General features: G+C 57.8%; 19 protein-coding genes and 2 pseudogenes. 9 read left to right on the top strand and 12 right to left on the bottom strand.

Translation table 11 applies throughout. The features are described from left to right. From JBE38_RS19375 to JBE38_RS19350, 6 genes and pseudogenes are all read left to right on the top strand, one after another. Positions 1–1370, top strand: a 1370-nt coding sequence (locus JBE38_RS19375; RefSeq protein WP_205344913.1) for an RHS repeat domain-containing protein, incomplete at its 5' end; no start/stop codon positions are given. 1 nt (position 1371) lies between these two features. Further along, positions 1372–1755 (top strand): hypothetical protein, encoded by a 384-nt coding sequence (locus JBE38_RS19370; protein WP_205344912.1) that lies wholly within the window; start codon positions 1372–1374, stop codon positions 1753–1755. A gap of 434 nt (positions 1756–2189) precedes the next feature. Beyond that, complete coding sequence (locus JBE38_RS19365) at positions 2190–2600, top strand: hypothetical protein (protein WP_205344911.1); 411 nt, start codon at positions 2190–2192, stop codon at positions 2598–2600. Between the two features lie 343 nt (positions 2601–2943). Continuing rightward, positions 2944–3072 (top strand): annotated as a pseudogene (locus JBE38_RS27825) (HNH/endonuclease VII fold putative polymorphic toxin); the annotation flags it as partial. 2 nt (positions 3073–3074) lie between these two features. Next, the gene (locus JBE38_RS19355; protein ID WP_205344910.1) at positions 3075–3482 is read left to right on the top strand and encodes an Imm50 family immunity protein; all 408 of its coding nucleotides are present in this window, start codon (positions 3075–3077) and stop codon (positions 3480–3482) included. A gap of 595 nt (positions 3483–4077) precedes the next feature. After that, positions 4078–4440: an Mpo1-like protein gene (locus JBE38_RS19350; protein ID WP_090366044.1), complete on the top strand. Its 363-nt coding sequence runs from the start codon at positions 4078–4080 to the stop codon at positions 4438–4440. 2 nt (positions 4441–4442) lie between these two features. On the opposite strand, the gene JBE38_RS19345 is transcribed toward JBE38_RS19350, so the two are convergent. The 3 genes from JBE38_RS19345 to JBE38_RS19335 form a co-directional block, all read right to left on the bottom strand. Beyond that, entirely contained in the window at positions 4443–5240 is a 798-nt protein-coding gene (locus tag JBE38_RS19345) for an acyl-CoA thioesterase (protein ID WP_205344909.1), read from the bottom strand. 90 nt (positions 5241–5330) lie between these two features. Further along, complete coding sequence (locus JBE38_RS19340) at positions 5331–6092, bottom strand: CHAD domain-containing protein (protein WP_090366047.1); 762 nt, start codon at positions 6090–6092, stop codon at positions 5331–5333. A gap of 40 nt (positions 6093–6132) precedes the next feature. Then, positions 6133–6411, bottom strand: coding sequence for a hypothetical protein (locus JBE38_RS19335; RefSeq protein ID WP_017734442.1), 279 nt, complete (start codon positions 6409–6411; stop codon positions 6133–6135). 216 nt (positions 6412–6627) lie between these two features. Here JBE38_RS19335 and JBE38_RS19330 point away from each other — a divergent pair, with 216 nt between their 5' ends. Further along, entirely contained in the window at positions 6628–7665 is a 1038-nt protein-coding gene (locus JBE38_RS19330) for a patatin-like phospholipase family protein (RefSeq protein ID WP_060753234.1), read from the top strand. Positions 7666–7795: 130 nt separating this feature from the next. On the opposite strand, the gene JBE38_RS19325 is transcribed toward JBE38_RS19330, so the two are convergent. The 6 genes from JBE38_RS19325 to kdpF all read right to left on the bottom strand — a co-directional run bounded on the left by JBE38_RS19325 (position 7796) and on the right by kdpF (position 15770). Further along, a complete protein-coding gene (locus tag JBE38_RS19325) occupies positions 7796–8485 on the bottom strand; it encodes a response regulator (protein ID WP_090366049.1) in 690 nt (229 codons plus the stop codon). A 37-nt stretch (positions 8486–8522) separates the two neighbouring features. After that, positions 8523–11174 (bottom strand): sensor histidine kinase, encoded by a 2652-nt coding sequence (locus JBE38_RS19320; protein ID WP_205344908.1) that lies wholly within the window; start codon positions 11172–11174, stop codon positions 8523–8525. Positions 11175–11319: 145 nt separating this feature from the next. After that, on the bottom strand, positions 11320–11865 hold the full coding sequence (gene kdpC / locus JBE38_RS19315) for a potassium-transporting ATPase subunit KdpC (protein WP_090366052.1): 546 nt from the start codon (positions 11863–11865) through the stop codon (positions 11320–11322). Positions 11866–11904: 39 nt separating this feature from the next. After that, positions 11905–13962: a potassium-transporting ATPase subunit KdpB gene (gene kdpB, locus JBE38_RS19310; protein ID WP_205344907.1), complete on the bottom strand. Its 2058-nt coding sequence runs from the start codon at positions 13960–13962 to the stop codon at positions 11905–11907. A 14-nt stretch (positions 13963–13976) separates the two neighbouring features. Next, positions 13977–15671: a potassium-transporting ATPase subunit KdpA gene (gene kdpA, locus JBE38_RS19305; protein WP_104995878.1), complete on the bottom strand. Its 1695-nt coding sequence runs from the start codon at positions 15669–15671 to the stop codon at positions 13977–13979. 9 nt (positions 15672–15680) lie between these two features. Continuing rightward, positions 15681–15770: a K(+)-transporting ATPase subunit F gene (gene kdpF / locus JBE38_RS19300; protein WP_057703805.1), complete on the bottom strand. Its 90-nt coding sequence runs from the start codon at positions 15768–15770 to the stop codon at positions 15681–15683. A gap of 400 nt (positions 15771–16170) precedes the next feature. Here kdpF and eat point away from each other — a divergent pair, with 400 nt between their 5' ends. Both eat and JBE38_RS19290 read left to right on the top strand, forming a co-directional pair. Further along, complete coding sequence (eat, locus tag JBE38_RS19295) at positions 16171–17535, top strand: ethanolamine permease (protein WP_205344906.1); 1365 nt, start codon at positions 16171–16173, stop codon at positions 17533–17535. Between the two features lie 109 nt (positions 17536–17644). Continuing rightward, positions 17645–17812: a DUF2897 family protein gene (locus JBE38_RS19290; RefSeq protein ID WP_008437727.1), complete on the top strand. Its 168-nt coding sequence runs from the start codon at positions 17645–17647 to the stop codon at positions 17810–17812. Between the two features lie 6 nt (positions 17813–17818). Here the strand turns inward: JBE38_RS19290 and JBE38_RS19285 are convergent, their stop codons facing one another. The 3 genes and pseudogenes from JBE38_RS19285 to JBE38_RS19275 all read right to left on the bottom strand — a co-directional run bounded on the left by JBE38_RS19285 (position 17819) and on the right by JBE38_RS19275 (position 19991). Then, positions 17819–18667 (bottom strand): urea carboxylase-associated family protein, encoded by an 849-nt coding sequence (locus JBE38_RS19285; RefSeq protein ID WP_205344905.1) that lies wholly within the window; start codon positions 18665–18667, stop codon positions 17819–17821. Between the two features lie 14 nt (positions 18668–18681). Then, a pseudogene (locus JBE38_RS19280) lies at positions 18682–19326 on the bottom strand (GntR family transcriptional regulator). Positions 19327–19658: 332 nt separating this feature from the next. Beyond that, positions 19659–19991 (bottom strand): ComEA family DNA-binding protein, encoded by a 333-nt coding sequence (locus JBE38_RS19275; RefSeq protein WP_090366057.1) that lies wholly within the window; start codon positions 19989–19991, stop codon positions 19659–19661. Between the last annotated feature and the right edge of the window lie 110 nt (positions 19992–20101).

Genomic DNA, 20101 nt, shown 5'->3' with positions numbered 1-20101 from the left:
TGCTCGACACCCGCAAGGGCCAGCACGACTACCACTACGACCCCCTCGCCCGCCTGACCCGCGCCAACCACTCGCAAGACGTACAGGAACGCTTCGGCCACGACCCGGCGGGCAACCTGCTGATGCAAAACCGCCCCGGCCCGGACATCGTCGCCGGCAATCGCCTGATGATCCAGGGCGATCATCACTATGACTACGACGCCTTCGGCAACCTGATCCGCGAGCGACGCGGCAAAGGCCAGCAACTTGTCACCGAATACCGCTACGACTGCCAGCACCGCCTGATTGACCTCACCACACCCAACGGGCAAACCGCCCACTATCGCTACGACCCGTTTGGACGGCGCATCAGCAAAACCGTGGAGGACACCACCACGGAGTTTTTCTGGCAAGGCGACAAGCTGATTGCCGAGCATCATGCGGAGCGCCATCGCAGTTACCTATACGAACCCGACAGCTTCCGCCCATTGGTTTTACTGGAAGGTTTTGGCCCAAAAGAAACAAAACCCTACCACTACCAACTCGACCACCTCGGTACGCCGCAGGAGCTCACCGCCCCCGACGGCGAAATCGTCTGGTCCGCGCATTACCGCGCTTACGGCGAAGTCGCACGCCTCGATGTCGGCAAAATCGACAACCCGTTGCGTTTTCAGGGCCAGTACTGCGACGTGGAAAGCGGGCTGCACTACAACCGTCATCGCTACTACAATCCGGATATTGGTCGATACCTGACACCGGATCCGGTGAAGCTGGCGGGTGGGATTAACGCATACCAGTACGTGCCGAATCCTACGGGGTGGGTGGATCCGCTGGGGTTGAGTACGTGTCCTGGTGGGGATGGGTGCGGACCAAGCGCTGAAGCTGAAAACTCTGCTGAAGCTGTTAATCATGGCGAACCCGCGTTACCGCAACTGAATCGCGCACAGAGACAGGCAAGGATTGATGAACTTGCAGAAGCAAATGCTCACCGGCGACTAAAAGAAATTGAACAGGAGCACCCAAGAGCACACTTTTTAGAGAAACACGGAGCACAAACAACTCTAACGTCTCAACTTGAGCGTGTGCAAACAGCAAAAAACCCAACAACCGGAGAAATCGAAATATATGCTAGAGGTCCAAATGAAGGACAACCGAAAATACCTAGCGCCGCCACTCGATATACTAGTCACAGGGATCAATTAAACGCTATCTATCGCGCCAAACTCATTTTTCGACGCACCAATATTGAAATGTCTCGCGAACCTATGGATATGGGAAAAACAATTGGAGAAGGATATAAAAAAGACACACTAGAGTATGGAATACAAAGAAGCGCCAGAGTAATATTAGACATAGATGGCAACCCAATTACCGCCTATACGGAATTCTAAAATGAAACTTCGCCCCAAACTCTCTATCATCCAAAGTTTATTATTCACATACAGTATAGAAAATTTTGACGACCTAGATAGAGAGTCCTATATTACATCAAAAAACATAAACGATGAGACAGAGCTTTCTGAATTATTTGACAAGCTAACCAAGCCGGAATTTACTTCATATAAACGCAGAGAGCGTCAATGGCACATAGATACACTTCGTCACTTCTTAAACACCGATGAAAATTTCAACTCCGTTTTTTATTTATTTGATACATATTTCAATGACGAAATTATAGATAATAGAAAATTCATGGAGGTTTTATTGAAATGTCTTGAGCGCTATGAAATCGAGTTAACTGATCATGATGGCGACACAGCTCAAATCGAGAGTTAACCGACCTCACCGAATAAAAATTGCCGATCATGGTTATAAACAATAAAAACAACGGAAGAAAAAAACTATTTCTCAATTCGTCAATGACCGGCATCAGCAAAAGTGGACAAATAAATCAATTGAATAAAATATTTATCCACCCCAAATGAGTAAAAAGGACAGATTTATTTGAATTTAACGAGCATTACGAAAAGCATGGACCTGAATTTGGTGCTGATAACAACCGTGAGCATCTGGTCACTGCGCAATACGTTGTAAACGAAGGCATACCGGCTCAATATTCGTACAAGGGCAAGCCAGCGATCGGCTATGTTTTACTTATGAAAGCAAACAAAGAAGGACAGGCTAAGCTTGCATTTTTCGGAATAAATACAAATGAACATATAAACACCTTGCATATAGTAACATCGGGAAAAACTTTTGGATAATGATAAATGGAGACGCAAATAAAAAAATCAGGCCTTACAGCGAACAACTATAAAAAAGCCAAAGTATTAGCACTTAACGACCACGTGAAAGAAGACGTAACACTACTTATTGAGGGCACAACTATAAACTGCTTTATCAGTTACAGCCCATACCAAATAATGATTGGAAATACTTATGACGTAGAATTAACAATAAATCTCGCAGATGACTACCATATTGAGATGGCCCAACCAAGGAATACCCTTGCCGAGTGGGCAGGGTGCGGATACTCATACTTTCTATATGGAGAGCTATGCAATGATTCACTCCATACTTTCACGACCCTAAATGACGAAGACGTGCACTACGACCACCCTGAGTGCAACGACCACTTCATCAAGCTGAAAGTTGAGAGAATTGACGTTACTTTTCACTAACACAGGCATATGAATCATAGATCCTCCAAGAGAAGAAATGGCAAAACAAACCAAACCTGTGCGGAGCAACGTCCCTGCCACAGGCTTGTGCAGTCCCTTAGATTTCCACTAATGCTAAGTTCATCGGGTACAAAGGAGCCGGTTTATTAGAAGCCCTCGCATGACCAGTGAGCTCGTCTGATAAAGCGCATCGAACCAGACTGCGTCGAACATTTCAAATAATTAAAAAACAAGCTCCGAAGAGGCTTTTATCACTTCAATAACTAAAAGACAATCTATAACAATAAAACAGAAAGCAACTAAATAATATAAATCCTTCCCCTTTTGTACACTAGACCACTCTGCAGGCCATAGATTCGGTAGAGTAGATGGCATTGGGGACCACTCATCACACTTCAACCTGCGACCAATCGAAAACCCTCGAAACGGTTATCTTGAGGGCGCCAAAAAACATTATCCATTCAGGAAGTAAGAATGAAATACTGGAACGACTTAGAGGGAAGTATATTTCTTAGCAAAATATTCAGCACCCCTATTGAAATTGGAAGAGTAGCTCTTTTCTCTTTAAGAATAGAAAACGACCAACCTTGTATTAGAATGGGTTTCGACATACCCGAATTCCCAGACAACCTACCGGATAAATGGAAAAACAAGGGGTTTAACATGTGCAGAATTGGCTTAACCTGCAATGACATTAAAAACCTAAACATCTTAAACCTTCCTGCACATGAGATATTCGCCGTAAAAATTAAAAAGGACAGTCACTATTTCACATTCGAAGCCATGAGCCAAAACGCCTCTATAAAGTTTAATGCTAAATTTGTCTCACTTGACGGACCTACTGTCTACACCAATGCCCCTGACGATTACTATTTCAAATGATATAAATACAATTACAACTTTCACGATCACATCTAAACACCGGAAAAATATTTTTAAATAACAGCCAAAATTCTAAAAAACTTAACAACCACTTTAAGATTGGTAATCGATCGCATAGATTTTTTTAGAACATACCGCATGAGCGCACACCAATACATGACAGCCCATGCTTATAAAACACTAATAAAATATCATTCGACCGGACATTGGCGGTCAAAATGGAGCAAGCAGTTAAACTGCTTACCTCTCAACTTCTGAGTGACTGACACACCGAGAGGAAGCCAAGAGAAGATCACCAATGCCTATTTACGAATAAAACCACACCAAACCACTTTAAACCAACTACAACCTTTAAAAAATCATTCAGCCATTTCCTTGAACAGGGAAAATCTATATCCGTTCGTCAGAGATAAGAAAAGACCAATTTCTCTCATCAATACCATAGCTGGTCAGCAGGCGCTTTGTAGAGTGAGAGAAAGGGAGTGTTTTACATAACAGAAACTATGGGCTCTATAGTCAGCCCCAATTCGCCCACCCGCCCCACCCCGCCTAAACTCCTCTGCATGTTGTTTCAACGGACAGAGGATTCACCATCATGGGCAAACGTCACCCCAATCTCCCCGCCTGGCAATGGCGTAACTACCCGCAGAACCATCAACACCCGACCAACCTGGCGCTGCACCTGATTGCCGTGCCGCTGTTTATCATCGGGTTTCTGTTGATCGTATCCGGGGTGTTCAGCCTGAGCCTGGCCAGTGTTGCTGTGGGCATCATCGGCATCCTGGCCGGCCTGGCGTTGCAGCGCCATGGCCATAGCCTGGAAACCCAGGCCAGTGAGCCCTTCAGTGATCGTAAAGATGCGGTGCAACGGCTGGTGGTCGAACAGTTCGTGACGTTTCCGCGTTTTGTATTGAGCGGTGGCTGGTGGCGTGCCTGGCGACAGCGCCACCGGCATTGAGGTCAGGCGAAGACCACGACGCTCTGGCGGCTGATGGCGATCAACTCGCCGGTCGGGCTCCAGAGTGCGGCGGCGGCATGCCCGTAGCCGTCGCGGGCGTGTTCGATATTGACGTAGTACTGGCACCAGTCGAGGGTGGTCAGCTGCTGCAACGGCTGGATAAATTCGATGGTCCAGGTCAGGGTGCTGCCCGGCGCGGGTTTGCTCAGGTGCGGCAGCAAGGCCGGTGGCCAAGCGTCCACCAGAGCGAGGATATGCGCCTCGGTCAACGCCTCTTCCTTCACATCGCCCCGCAGGCGCACCCAACCGCCCATATCGCGTGATTTATTGCCGGTAAACGGCAGCCCGCCGACGCTCCATCGCATGGCCAGGTGCCGCATGAACTCAGGTGTCACACCTTTGATGTACGGCAACTCCTGGCATTCATCCCAGTGTTTGAACGCCGGTGCAGGTTCGCTTGCGACGTCAATCTGCGACTCACGCGCGGCGCCAAAGCTGGACTGGACCACGGTCGCGACTTCGCCGTTCTGCACCACACGGCCGAGCAACTGGCTGACGGCTTTGCCTTCGCGCAATACTTCCACGTGGTAACTGGCGGCTACCTCCGGCTCAACCGGGCCGACGAAGGTGATCGCCAGTGAGCGTAACGGACGGTCCGCCGGTACCTGCGCGCGCAGGGCTTCATATTGCAAGGCGGCGACCAACCCACCAAACGTAGCCCGGCCCTGGCCCCATTCGGCCGGAATGGTCACATCCAGCGGGTTGCTACGGGCGGCATCGAGCAAATCACTAAAGCGCATCGGGACCTCACATCAAGAACACGGATGGGGTGATCTTAACCAGCGTGGGGTGACTGCACAGCGCCCATACCGGCCAAAAACCGGACCGGTTCAGAAACAATCGGCGCTGAGTTTATCCAGCACCCGATCCGCGTGCCCTTCTGCCTGGGCCATGGTGCGATGCCACACCGCAACGCAGGGTTGCAAATCCGCTTGGTGTTCGGCCTGGGCCAGCCACTGCCAGCAGTCGTGCCAATCGCCCAACGCGCTTTGGGCACGCTTGAGACGGGACATCGCTTTGGCGGGGAGTTTGTTCAGGTTGGGATACGCCTCGGCCGCGTAGCGCACGCGCTTGATCAGCAACCGTAAACGGTGACGGTCATGATCAGGGTCCTTCAAGGCGTCACCGAGCTTTTGCCATTGCTTGGCCAGACGCTTTTCGATGCGCGGGCGCAAGCCCTTGAGCAACTTCTGGTGCTCGGACGCACGAATAAACCTGGGGAAAGCATCGAGGATCAACAGCAGGTGGGCCACTTCGGGGGATTGCGCAACCTGCCGATAAGCCTCGGGTTGCAAGCGCAAACGCCGCGCAGCCGCCTCATGATAACCCTGCTGGTGCAGGTAGGCGGCCAGTACTTCTCGGTCGCGCAGGGGCGTGGTCAATTGACCCACCGCACTGGCGGCCAATTCAAGTTGCTCCACCCCCGGCAAGCCGCGCAGGGGCCGCAACAGGCTGCGCAGCCGCCGCACGGTGGTGCGCAGATCATGCAGGGCTTCATCGTCGGTGACGGCAGCGAGGCGAGCCTGGCAGCTCAGTAACCCTACTTCCAGGCCAATGACCTGAGCGACTAACTGATCGACCAAAGCTGACATCCCTTCCTCCGCTGACGATGAAATGCTCTGTCGCTACGGCTTAACGGCCGGCACGCGACTCACGAATATAGAAGCGTGCTTTCTCGGCCTTGTTGGCGCACCCCTCAAAGGCTTCGAATTGCTGCTGGGTCTTGGCGCCAGTCAACAAAGACAGGGCCTTGGAGTAACTGACGGTCCCGGCAAAGCCTTCAGCCTTGGCCAGGTCCAGCTCATGCCAGGCGGCATCCAATTGCGTGCCACAGCTATCACGGTAAGCCGTTTTCCCGGCGCAACCGGCCAGGGCCAACACGATCACAGGCACACACATCCAGGCTTTCATCGATGACACCTCAAAATAAACAGAAACAGTCGTAGGCTGTAGACGTTGCCTACAAGGAAAAGTGCCTTGTCTGGCCGCCCAAAAGCATAACTGACGATCGCCAGAGCATACCCGAGCGCCCTGGCCAAGCAGCAAAAATATTCCGCACATCGACGAAGATTGAGCCGCCCCTCGGATGAGCGCATTGTGGTCAACTGTTTTGCGAAGGATCAGCTCATGAAGAAACGTGTGGCCTTGGTACTGGGTTCCGGCGGAGCCCGAGGGTACGCCCATATCGGCGTGATCGAAGAAATCGAACGGCGTGGCTATGACATCGCCTGTATCGCCGGCTGTTCCATGGGCGCGGTGGTGGGTGGGATATACGCCGCCGGCAAGCTGGACGAGTATCGAAACTGGATCGAAAGCCTCGACTACCTCGACGTACTGCGCCTGGTGGATGTGAGCTTTCGCCTGGGCGCGATTCGTGGCGAGAAAGTGTTCGGGCAGATCCGCAAGATCGTTGGCGAGCTCAATATCGAAGAGCTGCGCATTCCCTACACCGCCGTCGCCACCGACCTGACCAACCAACAGGAAATCTGGTTCCAGGAAGGCTGCCTGCACCAAGCCATGCGCGCCTCCGCGGCGATCCCCAGCCTGTTTACCCCCGTGATGCAGGGCAACCGCATGCTGGTCGACGGCGGCCTGCTCAACCCATTGCCGATCGTGCCGGTGGTGTCGAGCCATTGCGACTTGATCATCGCGGTCAACCTCAATGCCACCAATCAAAAACACTACCAGTTGCCGGTGATCCAGCGGCCGCCTGCGTTCAAGAGTCGCTTCAATAACCTGGCCAGATCCCTGGGCTCACACCTGCCGTTTCGCCGTAAACAGGCTGAACAGTTACTGAAGCTGGAACAGGAAGCATTGCAGGCCGAAGCGGCAGAGATCAACCCATGGCTGGAGTCGGCGGAACCCGAGGCCCAGCAGCCCGCCGCAGCGCCGGAAAAAGAAGGCGCACCGAAGTCCGCAACCGGTTCGTTCATCATCGACAACGTCGGCCCGGCGTCACTGCTGGACTTGATCAACCAGAGTTTCGAGGTGATGCAGACGTCATTGGCGCAGTACAAGATTGCCGGTTACCCGCCCGACGTGCTGATCAACGTGCCGAAACGGGTGTGCCGGTTTTTCGAGTTCTACAAAGCGCCGGAGTTGATCGCCCTGGGGCGGGAGATTGCCAGTGATACGCTGGATCGGTATGAGAGTGAGCAGCATTGAAGTTGAGCTGTAGCTGATGGCCTCATCGGGAGCAAGCCCCCTCCCACAGGGGACCGAGTTCTACTTTTGGAATGTGCTCAAATGTGGGAGGGGGCTTGCTCCCGATGGCGTCGGAACAGGCACCCGCAATCTAGGCATTCAACAACCGATACCCCACGCCCGCCTCGGTCACGATAAACCTTGGCTGAGTGGGGTCGTCCGCCAGCTTCTGCCGCAGATGGCCCACGACGATGCGCAGGTAGTGGCTGTCCTCGGTATGGGTTGGCCCCCAGATGTCCTTGAGCAGTTGTTGCTGGGTGATCACCCGTCCCGGATGCCGGGCCAACTGCGCCAGTACCGCATATTCCTTGCGGGTAAGCGCCACTTCGGCACCGTCCAACAGCACGCGGCGATAGGCCAGGTCCACCGTCAGGGGGCCGAAATTCAAGGCGGCCTCCTGGGCCTCACCCACCGGCGCCTGGCGCAGCAATGCACGTACGCGGGCGAGAAACTCCTGGATCCCGAACGGCTTGGTCACATAGTCATTGGCGCCGCCGTCGAGGGCCTCGACCTTCTGACCTTCGCTGGCCCGCACCGACAGCACCAGCACCGGCACCGTCGACCACTCGCGAAACTCGCGCAGCACTTGCTGGCCGTCCATGTCGGGCAGGCCAAGGTCAAGGACCAGCAAGTCCGGTTTGCTCAACGCCGCTTGGGCCAGGCCTTCGTTGCCGGTGCCGGCTTCGATCACCTTATAGCCTTGGGAGGCCAGGCTGATGCGCAGGAATTTGCGGATCTGCGGTTCGTCATCAATGACTAGAATCGTCGCGGTCTGGCTCATGGTGTCCAATCAAAATCCGTGGAGAAAAGAGGGTAGCTCAGGCCCCGTGTTCCAAGCCAGGTTGTGTCGGTAAAGGCAGGAACAAAGTGATGCAGGTGCCCCGCCCGTCGATGCCATCGGCCACGCTGATATGCCCACCGTGCGCGCCAACCATACCCTGGCAGATCGCCAGGCCCAGGCCCGTGCCCTGCCCGCCCCGGTCACCACGGGCAGCGGTGTAGAACATATCGAAAATCTTCGCCCGCTCGTCCTCGGGAATCCCCGGGCCCTCATCGGCCACCGCGAAAAACAGCTGCTCATCCGCCACGCCGGCAGACAGCTGCAAGCGGCCCTGGGGCGGCGAAAAACGTGCGGCGTTTTCCAGCACATTGACCAAGGCTTGTTCGATCAACGCAGCATGGACATACAACAGCGGCAATTCAGCCGGCACATCGGTGCTTACGCGCAACGGCGCCAGCACGGCGCGCAAACGAGCGAGAGCACTGCCGACGATATCGCCGGGTGACACCCAGTCGCGCGCCAGCTTCAATGCACCATGCCCCAGGCGCGTCATATCCAGCAGGTTCTGGATGTAACGGTCGAGGCGCTCGGCTTCATCGCGGGTGCCCTCAAGCAACTCGCGGCGATCTTCCAGAGGGATCGCCTCGCCGAGAGCCAACAGACTGTCGATGCTGCCGCGCATGGAGGTCAACGGCGTGCGCAAATCGTGGGACACCGACGCCAGCAACGCGCTGCGCAACTGTTCGGTTTCGCCATGCAGCCGAGCCGATTCGAGTTCCTGGCCCAACTGAGCCCGCGCCAACGCCTGCGCCAGCGGCTGGCTCAACGCAGTGAGCAAGCGACGGCGTTGGCCGCTCAACTCCAGACCGGGCTTGGGGCTGACACCGAGCAACCCCAAAGGCCCCTCCTCACCCGATAACGGCCACCACCACCAGCGCCCGAATGGCAAGGTGCCCGTGCCCATGCCGGCCGGTTGATCGTGTTGCCAGGCCCAATCGGCGGCGGCGCGTTCGGCTTCGGTCAGGGTCAGCGGGCTGCCGGTCTCGACCTTCCAACCGCCCTGGCCGTCACGGTTGACCAGGCACAGGTCGAGGTCACTCCAGCCTTCCAGATGATGCGCCGCCGCGCTGATCACCGCCTGGCGATCGGTGGCGGCAGTGAGTTTGCGCGACAGGTCGAGCAGTTCACTGGTTTCTTCCTGGGTATCGCGCAGGGCCTGCAATTGCCGGCGTTGGCGCGCAGCAAGGTTGCCGGTCAAGGCCGCCATCAACAAGAAGAACAGCAGGGTCAGCACGTCTTCTTCACGCTGGATGGCAAACGAGAAATTCGGTGGGATAAACAGGAAGTCGTAGGTCAGGAACGACAACGCGGCGCACACCAGGGCCGGTCCCAGGCTGCTGCGTACCGCCACCAGCAAGACGGCCGCGAGAAACACCAGGGAGATATTCGGCAGCGGCAACACACTGGCCACCGCCCAGGCCAACGCCGCCGCGACGATGGTCGCCAGCACCGCCAGGCCGTAGTCGAACCAGACCAGCCCGCGCACGTCCGGCAGGCGCGGCGGTGCGGGCATGTCGTCGCTGTCGAGCACGTTGATTTCCAGGCCCCGTGCATTGCGCAGCAAGCGCGCCGCCAGGCCACCTCCAAACAAGCGGCGGCGCCAACGCATCCGTGACTGCCCCACCAGCAACAGGCTGGCACGACGTTCGGCGGCATGCTGGATCAGGGTTTTCGCCACTTCCCCCGCCCGCAGCAGGACGACCTCCCCCCCGAGCCGTTCAGCCAGTTGCTGGGCATTCTGCAGGTGCAGGCGCGATTGCTCATCGCGCGCACGACCGTTGTCGACATGCACCAGGCTCCAGGGTAAATGCCGGCGCTGGGCCACGCGGCTGGCGTGCCGTACCAGACGTTCGGCCTGGGCATCGCCATCGACTCCCACCAACAAGCGTCCGCGTACCGTCGGTGCCGCCTGGCCGAGCTGACGATAGCCTTGAGCCAAGTCATCATCGACGTGCGCGGCGGCGGTTTGCATCGCCAGCTCGCGCAAAGCCATCAGGTTGGTCTGGGTAAAAAACGCGTCGATCGCCGCGCGCGCCTGTTCCGGCACGTAGACTTTGCCGTCGCGCAAACGCTCCAGCAGCTCGCGCGATGGCAGGTCGATCAAGAGTAATTCGTCAGCCTCTTGCAGCACCCAGTCCGGCAGGGTTTCACGCACTTGCACGCCCGTGATGCCACGGACCTGGTCATTGAGGCTTTCCAGGTGCTGGACGTTGACCGTGGTGAACACGTTGATGCCGGCGGCGAGCAGCTCCTGGATGTCCTGCCAGCGTTTTTCGTGACGGCTGCCGGGGGCGTTGCTGTGGGCCAGTTCGTCCACCAGCACCAGCTTGGGTTTGGCGGTCAGCAGGCCGTCGAGGTCCATTTCTTCGAGCATCACGCCGCGGTATTCGCTGCGTACCAAGGGTTGCTGCGGCAGGCCACTGAGCAGGGCTTCGGTTTCGGCGCGACCGTGGGTTTCGACCACCCCGGCGATCAACCGCACGCCCTGGCGCAGCTGGGTGTGCGCGGCCTGGAGCATGGCGTAGGTCTTGCCCACACCCGGCGCGGCACCGAGGAAAACTTTGAGCCGGCCACGGCCGTCCCGGGGCAGTTCGGCTAACAAGGCATCGGCGCGGCCGGAGTCGCTCATGCGGGCAGTGTCCTTCAGGTATTTATCTAATCTGGCTCGATGAAGATCAACGGTGGGAGGGGGTTTGCTCCCGATAGCGGTGGGTCAGTTGCACTATCTGTAGCTGAGACACCGCTATCGGGAGCAAGCCCCCTCCCACACGGGATCAGAGTTTTTCCAGGGCCATGTTCAGTGCCAATACATTAACCACCGGCGGCCCCACCAACGGGCTTTCGATATGTTCATCCAACAACCGCTGCAAGGTCGAGACCGGCACATTCCGCGCGGCCGCCACCCGCGCCAGTTGATAGGCAATTGCCTGCGGTGGCAAGTGTGGATCAAGACCGCTGCCGGAGGTAGTCAGCGATGCCAGAGGGACCGGGCCCTGGCTGGGCACCCACTGTTTATTCGCGTCGTCAAAAATGCGCGTCGCCAGCGCCGGGTTGCTTGGGCCCAGGTTGCTGGCGCTGCTGGACACCGTCGCAAAGGCACCGGCCGACGGGCGCGGATGGAACCAGCTGTCACCGGTAAAGTCCTGTGCGATCAGGCTGGAGCCGCGCACCTTGCCGCTATCATCGCGCACCAGGCTGCCATTGGCCTGGTCGGGAAACGCCACCTGGGCGACACCGGTGACGACCAAGGGGTAAGCCACGCCAGTGATCAGGGTCATGAGTACCAGCAGGCTCAGGGCCGGGCGGATCATGTTAGTCATCTTCACATCCTCAATAAATCGACAAACCAGTGGGGTGGGTTACACCAAGTGCAGTGCGGTCAACAGCATGTCGATCGCCTTGATACCCACGAACGGCACCAGAATCCCGCCCAGCCCATAGATCAGCAGGTTGCGCCGCAACAGCGCCGCCGCACTTGCCGCCTGCACGCGCACACCGCGCAGCGCCAGCGGAATCAGCACCACGATGATCAGCGCGTTGAACACGATGGCCGAGAGAATCGCGCTTTGCGGGCTCTGCAAGTGCATGACGTTGAGCACGCCCAACTGCGGGTAGATCGCGGCAAACAGCGCCGGCAGGATCGCGAAATACTTGGCCACGTCGTTGGCGATGGAAAAGGTGGTCAACGCACCACGGGTGACCAGCAATTCCTTGCCAATCTGTACCACGTCCAGCAGCTTGGTCGGGTCGCTGTCGAGGTCGACCATGTTGGCGGCTTCGCGAGCGGCCTGGGTGCCATCATTCATCGCCATGCCGACGTCGGCCTGGGCCAGTGCCGGGGCATCGTTGGCGCCGTCACCGCACATCGCCACCAACCGGCCGTCGTTCTGTTCGTGGCGAATGCGGGCAAGTTTCTTCTCCGGCGTGGCTTCGGCCAGCACGTCGTCCACACCCGCCTCGGCGGCAATCGCGGCGGCGGTCAGCGGGTTGTCGCCGGTGACCATCACCGTGCGGATGCCCAGTTTGCGCAACTCTGCGAAACGCTCGCGGATGCCAGGCTTGACCACGTCCTTGAGATGGATCGCACCCAGCAATTTGCCATCGGCGCACACCAGCAGCGGTGTGCCGCCGCTCTGGGCAATCTTGTCGATTTCGCGGGACAGTGCCGGTTGCAGATCACGACGTTGTTGGCCAATGAATGCCAGCAGCGAATCCACGGCACCTTTGCGGTACACACGGCCCTGGTAGTCGACACCCGATAAACGGGTTTCGGCACTGAACGGCACGGCGGTCAGTTGATCCAGGGTCGGCTCCGCCTGGGGGTGCAGGGCGCGCAGGTATTCGACGATGGACTTGCCTTCGGCCGTGTCGTCCGCCAGCGACGCCAGCAAAGCACCTTCGGCCAGGTCCCGGCCGCTGACGCCAGGCGCTGCGAGCACTGCCGCGCAACGACGGTTGCCGAACGTGATGGTGCCGGTCTTATCCAGCAGCAATACGTGTACATCCCCCGCCGCTTCCACGGCACGCCCGGACTTGGCAATCACGTTGAGGCGCACCAGGCGGTCCATGCCGGCGATACCGATGGCCGACAACAGCCCACCAATGGTGGTAGGAATCAGCGTCACCAGCAGTGCGACCAGGAACACCAGCGGCAAGCTGCCATTGGCGAAGTGAGCGAACGGCTGCAGGGTCACCACCACCAACAGGAAGATCAGGGTCAGGCCGATCAGCAAAATGTCCAACGCGACTTCGTTGGGGGTTTTCTGACGTTTGGCGCCTTCCACGAGGGCGATCATACGATCCAGGGTCGACTCACCGGGGTTGGCGCTGATGCGGATCAGCAACCAGTCCGACACCAGCCGGGTGTTGCCGGTGACGGCCGAACGGTCGCCGCCGGACTCGCGGATCACCGGCGCGGATTCGCCCGTGATCGCCGCTTCGTTGACCGCCGCAATCCCTTCGATGACCTCGCCGTCACCGGGGATCATTTCCCCGGCGGCAACGCGGACCACGTCGCCTTTACGCAGGCTGGTGGCCGGCACCACCTTGAAACTGCCATCGGTCTCTTTACGCCGTGCGCTCAGACCTTCACTGCCGGCCTTGAGGCTGTCGGCGCGGGCCTTGCCGCGACCTTCGGCCAAGGCTTCGGCGAAGTTGGCGAACAACACGGTGAACCACAGCCACACCGCGATTTGCACGGCGACAAAGGTCGGCACGGCGGTGTCGGGCACGAAGCACAACACGGTCGTCAGGATGGCGGTCAGTTCAACCACCAGCATGACCGGAGAGCGTTGCAGCTGCCGTGGGTCCAGCTTGACGAAAGCCTTGCCCAGCGCCGGGCGCCACAGGTCGGAGATGGCGGTTTTGGCGGGTTCCTGGGTGGCTACGGAAGCCGCATTTTTTGCAGGCATATTCATTGTCATATCCCTTATCAGAAGCCCATGCTCAAGTGTTCGGCGATGGGGCCCAACGCCAGTGTCGGCAGGAAAGTCAGGCCGCCCACCAGCAAGATGGTCACGGTCAACAACGTCACGAACAGCGGGCCGTGGGTGGGGAAGCTGTTCTGGCCGATCGGCGCGGTCTTCTTCATCGCCAGGCTGCCGGCCAGGGCCAGTACCGGGAGGATGTAGCCGAAGCGGCCGATCAACATGCCCAGGCCCAACATCAGGTTATGGAACGCGGTGTTGCCACTGAAACCGCCGAACGCCGAGCCGTTGTTGGCGCTGGCCGAGGTATAGGCATACAGCAACTGGCTGAACCCGTGCGGCCCTGGGTTACTGATGGCACCGGCCGGGCCGGGCAGGCTGGCGGCGATAGCGCCGAGTACCAGCACACCCACCGGCATCACCAGCAGGGTCACGACGAGCAATTGCACTTCCTTGGCCTGCAGCTTCTTGCCCAGGTATTCGGGAGTACGGCCGATCATCAGGCCGGCGAGGAAGACCGCGATCAACACGTTGAGCAACATGCCGTACATGCCCGCGCCGACGCCGCCGAAGATCACTTCGCCGACCATCATGTTGACCAGCGCCACCATCCCGCTCAGGGGATTGAGGCTGTCTTGCATGCCGTTGACCGAACCGTTGGACGCCGCCGTGGTGGTCACCGACCACAGCACGGTGCCGGTGGTGCCGAAGCGCGCTTCTTTACCTTCCAGTGGTGCGGTTTGCTCAACCGCCGGGTTGCTCAGGGTCGGGTTGGGCTGGTATTCGGCCCACAGCGAAGTCGCGCCACCAATCAGGAACAGGGCCAGCATGCAACCCAGGATCGCGCGGCTCTGGCGCAGGTCCTTGACGTAGTGACCGAAGGTGAACACCAGTGCCACGGGGATCAGGATGATCGCGGCCAATTCGAACAGGTTGGCCCAGGCAGTCGGGTCTTCGAAGGGATGGGCGGAGTTGACGCCGAAGAAACCGCCGCCGTTGGTGCCCAATTGTTTAATCGCAATCTGGCTGGCCGCAGGGCCCAGCGGAATCACTTGATCCACGCCTTGCAGGGTCACGGCGTCCACGTAATGCGCGAAGGTCTGCGGTACGCCCTGCCATACCAGGAACAGCGCAAGCACCAGGCACAAGGGCAACAGGCCATAGAGGGTGGCGCGGGTCATATCGACCCAGAAGTTACCCAAGGTCTTGGTGGACTTGCGACCGATACCGCGGCAGAGCGCGACCAGGACGGCCAGGCCGGTGGCGGCGCTGACGAAGTTCTGCACGGTCAGGCCGACCATCTGGCTGAGGTAGCTCAGGGACGCTTCGCCGCTGTAGTTCTGCCAGTTGGTATTGGTCATGAAACTGACCGCGGTGTTGAAGGCCAGCGTCCACTCCTGCCCCGGCAATTTCTGCGGGTTCAGTGGGAGGTAGTCCTGGAACAGCAGGATCGCGAACAGCAACACAAAACCGGCCAGGTTGAACGCGATCAGCGCCAGCGTGTACTTCTGCCAGCTTTGCTCCTGGTGCTCGTCGACGCCCGACAGGCGATAGCAGGCTTTTTCCACCGGCGCCAGAACCGGGCTCAACCACGTGCGCTGGCCTTCCATCACCTTGTAGTAGAACCGCCCCAGGAACGGCGCCGGCACCAGCACCACGGCAAAAAAGGCGATGATCAGCCAATAGTCATAACTGTGCATAGCCCGCTCCTAGTTCCGATCCGCGCGTAACAGCGCAACCAGCAGATAAATGAACAGTGCCACGGCCAATAGCAGTGACACCGCGTCCAGAACGCTCATGGAAGTCTCTCCGTTTTGCGGCGATTGCCGCGTGTGAGGCAATTGTCCGCAGGAGCGGCGTAAAGGAACGAGACCGAGGGCGTGGGTGGGGCGTAAAGACGGCGTAAAGAGTGGCTTTACAGGAGGTTTACAGGGGCTGGGAGGGCCTCTTCGCGAGTAAGCCCGCTCCCACACTTGACCGCGTATTTTCTGATGAACCTCGGTGAAGTGTGGGAGCGGGCTTGCTCGCGAAAGCGCCAGTCGAGTCTCTGCCGCACTTTGCTGGTGCAACTCCAGCGACTTTCAAACGCCAAACCGTTCCCCCGACGACAGTCGCGTGTCTTTACGACACGGTTGCGTGGGCTGGCATGGCCGCTGCAACACCTTGAATCATTCCAACCAGTTCAGGGAGCACCCCATAATGAACACACAACTCAAACCCACTTTGGGCACCTTGCACCTGTGGGGCATCGCGGTCGGCCTGGTGATATCCGGCGAGTATTTTGGCTGGAGCTACGGCTGGGGCGTGGCAGGCACGCTGGGGTTTCTGGTGACGTCGCTGATGGTCGCGGCGATGTACACCTGCTTTATCTTCAGCTTCACCGAGCTGACGACTGCCATCCCCCATGCCGGTGGGCCGTTTGCCTACAGCCGCCGCGCCTTTGGTGAAAAAGGCGGCTTGATCGCCGGCCTCGCGACCTTGATCGAGTTTGTGTTTGCGCCCCCCGCCATCGCCTTGGCCATCGGTGCTTACCTGAATGTGCAGTTCCCCGCACTGGACCCGAAACACGCAGCCGTCGGTGCCTACATCGTGTTCATGGGCCTCAACATTCTCGGGGTGAAGCTCGCTGCCACGTTCGAACTGGTGGTGTGTGTACTCGCAGTCGCCGAATTGCTGGTCTTCATGGGCGTGGTCGCGCCGGCATTCAGCTTCAGCAACTTTGCCCTCAATGGCTGGGCCGGTGCGGACACCTTCGGCGCGCCGGCGATTGCCGGGATGTTCGCGGCGATCCCCTTCGCCATCTGGTTCTTCCTGGCTATTGAAGGTGCCGCCATGGCGGCCGAGGAGGCGAAAGATCCGAAACGCACCATCCCGAAGGCCTACATCAGCGGCATCCTGACGCTGGTGATCCTGGCCATGGGCGTGATGTTCTTTGCCGGCGGCGTGGGCGACTGGCGTGCGCTGTCGAACATCAACGACCCGCTGCCCCAAGCCATGAAGGCCGTGGTCGGTAACGGTTCGGGCTGGCTGCACATGCTGGTCTGGATCGGCCTGTTCGGGCTGGTGGCCAGTTTCCACGGCATCATCCTCGGCTACTCGCGTCAGTTCTTTGCCTTGGCGCGTGCGGGCTACTTGCCGTCCTTCCTGGCCAAACTGTCGCGTTTTCAGACACCGCACCGGGCGATCATCGCCGGTGGCGTGGTCGGCATCGCCGCCATCTACAGCGATGGCCTGATCAACCTGGGCGGCATGACACTGACAGCGGCCATGATCACCATGGCGGTGTTCGGTGCCATCGTGATGTACATCATGAGCATGCTCAGCCTGTTCAAGCTGCGCAATACCGAGCCACTGCTGGAACGTACGTTCCGCGCGCCGGGCTATCCCATCGTGCCGGGCATTGCGCTGGTGCTGGCCGTGGTATGCCTGGTGGCCATGGCCTGGTTCAATGCGCTGATCGGCTTGATCTTCCTGGGTTTCATGCTGGTGGGGTTCGTGTACTTCCAGATGACCGCACAGGACCGTGCCGACGCACCGGCGGATGCGATGTTGACCGGGCTCTGAGATATTGAGGCGGAACGGGCCTACACTGAACTACTCAGAATGCCCGTGACTCAAAGCGGTACTACTGTGGGAAAATTCTCCCACGATAGTCCGCCTCAAGGAGAGCCTTATGCCGTGGTATGCGTGGTTGATTTTAGTGGTAGCGATCGGGTCGATCGTCGGTGGGCTGCTGATGCTGCGTGACAGCGCCAACAAGGTGGAACTTACCGACGAACAACGTAAACGCGTGGCCGAACGCAACGCCCAGGCGGACGCCAAGGATGCGCAGGATCGCTAAGCCGGTTTACTCCCAGGCCGCCTTGGCAATGTGCAAACCGTGCTGCCCTTTGTAGGCAGCACGCTCAGGCTGGCTCCAGCCGTCCAATAACTCATCCTCCAACCGGTAGATTTCGACCCCCAGCGGACGGCACACCGTCAACGGGTCCTGCGCGTCCGGCCCCCACATCGGCAGCGAAAGATCTCCGCCAGGGCAAGTCGACAATGCGCACAGCAGATCGATCTCGGCGAAGAACTCCAGGTAGTCGCCCTTCTGTGCCGGGCAAGCCTTCATGAAGTACATGTCGTCATGATTGAGCCCGGTGCACTGGAAAATATTCAGCACGTCATGCACATCGAATTCCGTCAGGCCGTGGGGCAATACCGCACGAGTGAGGTTGGAGTGGCAATGATGATGGAAGTCCTCGCCCGTCAGCATGCGGTTCACATACGGATCGCAGCGCGTGCCTAGCAGATCATGCAAACGACCGCCATGTTCATCGATGCCATAGCTGGCCAGACTGTCATCGGTGATCGTTACCAGAGGTCTTAAAAATGGCAGGTTGGACCATAACCGGTCGTGGGTGCTGACATGGGCGCCCTGCAATTGCCTCGTACGCGCCGCCCACAGACGTTCGCGCGGGTCATTGGCGTTCCACACGTTGAAGTCACCCACCTGCGGCCCCACCGGCGTAGTGACACGGAACACATGCCCGGCCGGCACCTTCCACGCCCTCCCCGTCCGAATTGACACCTCGAACTGTTCGATCAGCGTACGCTGGCCGGCCCGGTCCCGAATACGCTCATAGAACGCCGTATCGACTTGCAGCGCAGAGCCTTTGCTGACTTGGTAAGCAGCTGGGTAGTCTTTGTACATGGGGCAACCCTCCTTCAAGGGTGATCAAACAAGGCAAGGGAAAGGCGTTCGGAATCGTCCAGGTACAGGCTCATCGCCTCTCAGGCGGCCAGCTTATTGTTACCAACTAATAACGTGTAGATCTCTTGGTCCCGTTCCAGCCAAGGTAGCTGAAAACACTGCTCGTTGGGCGCCGCACAAAACATCAGGCGCAACTGAGCAATAATCTGGGCAAAAAAATCATCGAACAAGGTACTGCACATAAGCCCGACAATCTGTTGGTGGAATACTAGGCTGTGCGTAGCAACGGCCCGCCAGTCCTCTCGCTCGCAGGCCAAACCCGCCGCTTCAATGGAACTCTGCATACACTCGGATTGGGAATTTGTCAGCGCGCGACTCTGAGCAATCGCCTGCAACTCCAGAGTGCGGCGGACCATAAACAGATCATGCACATCCTTTCGCTCCACGCGCCGAACCATCACACCCTTGTTGCGCACATAACGTGTGAGCCTTTCCTGACTCAAGCGATGCAACGCCTCACGAATCGTATTGCGCGATGCGTTATATCCCTTGACCAGATCCATCTCGATCAACGACATACCCGGAGATAACCGCCCACCGATGATGTCAGCGCGCAGCTCCCGCACGATCTGGTCCGCTAAAGACAAACTGAGTGACATATCCACCTCGAGATTGTTGAACAATCATTGGCCAAAACGGGATCACGTTTCATGCCAATAACGCCAGGTGGAGTAAAAAGTGCGACGCCGTTAAAATTTTCAATCGCTCGCGAGGTAGCTATGTGCGCTCCTCATCATCAGCGAAGAGCTTCCGTCCGTTTTCGACGTGACGAAGTAGCCGCATGTCGATGCCAGTAGGGAGTAATGATATCGCCGCGTAGCGCACCAGAATGCCAAGCTAGCAACACATGTGCTGATTGCAGCGCGCTGTAACATGAAAATTTATAGACAGAAAAGCCGGTCAATGACCGGCCTTTTTTACCTAAGGTTTCTTAATTAACTTCCAAACGATCGCGATTTTTTTCCAGAAGTGCCTTGCCAATACCTTTAACTTCCAGTAACTCATCGACCACTGTGAATGGGCCATTGCTCTCGCGGTAAGCGACAATCGCTTTAGCCTTGGAGGCGCCGATACCAAATAGGTCGCGCCTCAAGGTCTCCGCGTCGGCCGAATTGAGTTTGACTTTGACGGACTGTTGGGTGCCGCCAGACTGAACCGCAATAGAGACAGCGCTCTCGGCCTTGGAGGCAGGGACCGCGTACGCCAATGAGGTAGCACTGGTTAGAAACGCAAGAAAAAGTGCAGAAAAAACAGCGTTATACATAATCGATATACTCCATGACATCATAAGAAAGGCAGCCAATCCGAAGCTGCTCTCCAAACTTAGATGATGTGGCGCGCATGTCAAAAAGCAGAGCATTGCTAAGTATGTAT

The sequence above is a fragment of the Pseudomonas sp. ICBG1301 genome, from assembly GCF_016918385.1.
Lineage (GTDB): Bacteria > Pseudomonadota > Gammaproteobacteria > Pseudomonadales > Pseudomonadaceae > Aquipseudomonas > Aquipseudomonas palleroniana.
Note: the sequence above shows the minus strand (reverse complement) of the source record. Positions and strands in the feature narration are given on the sequence as shown.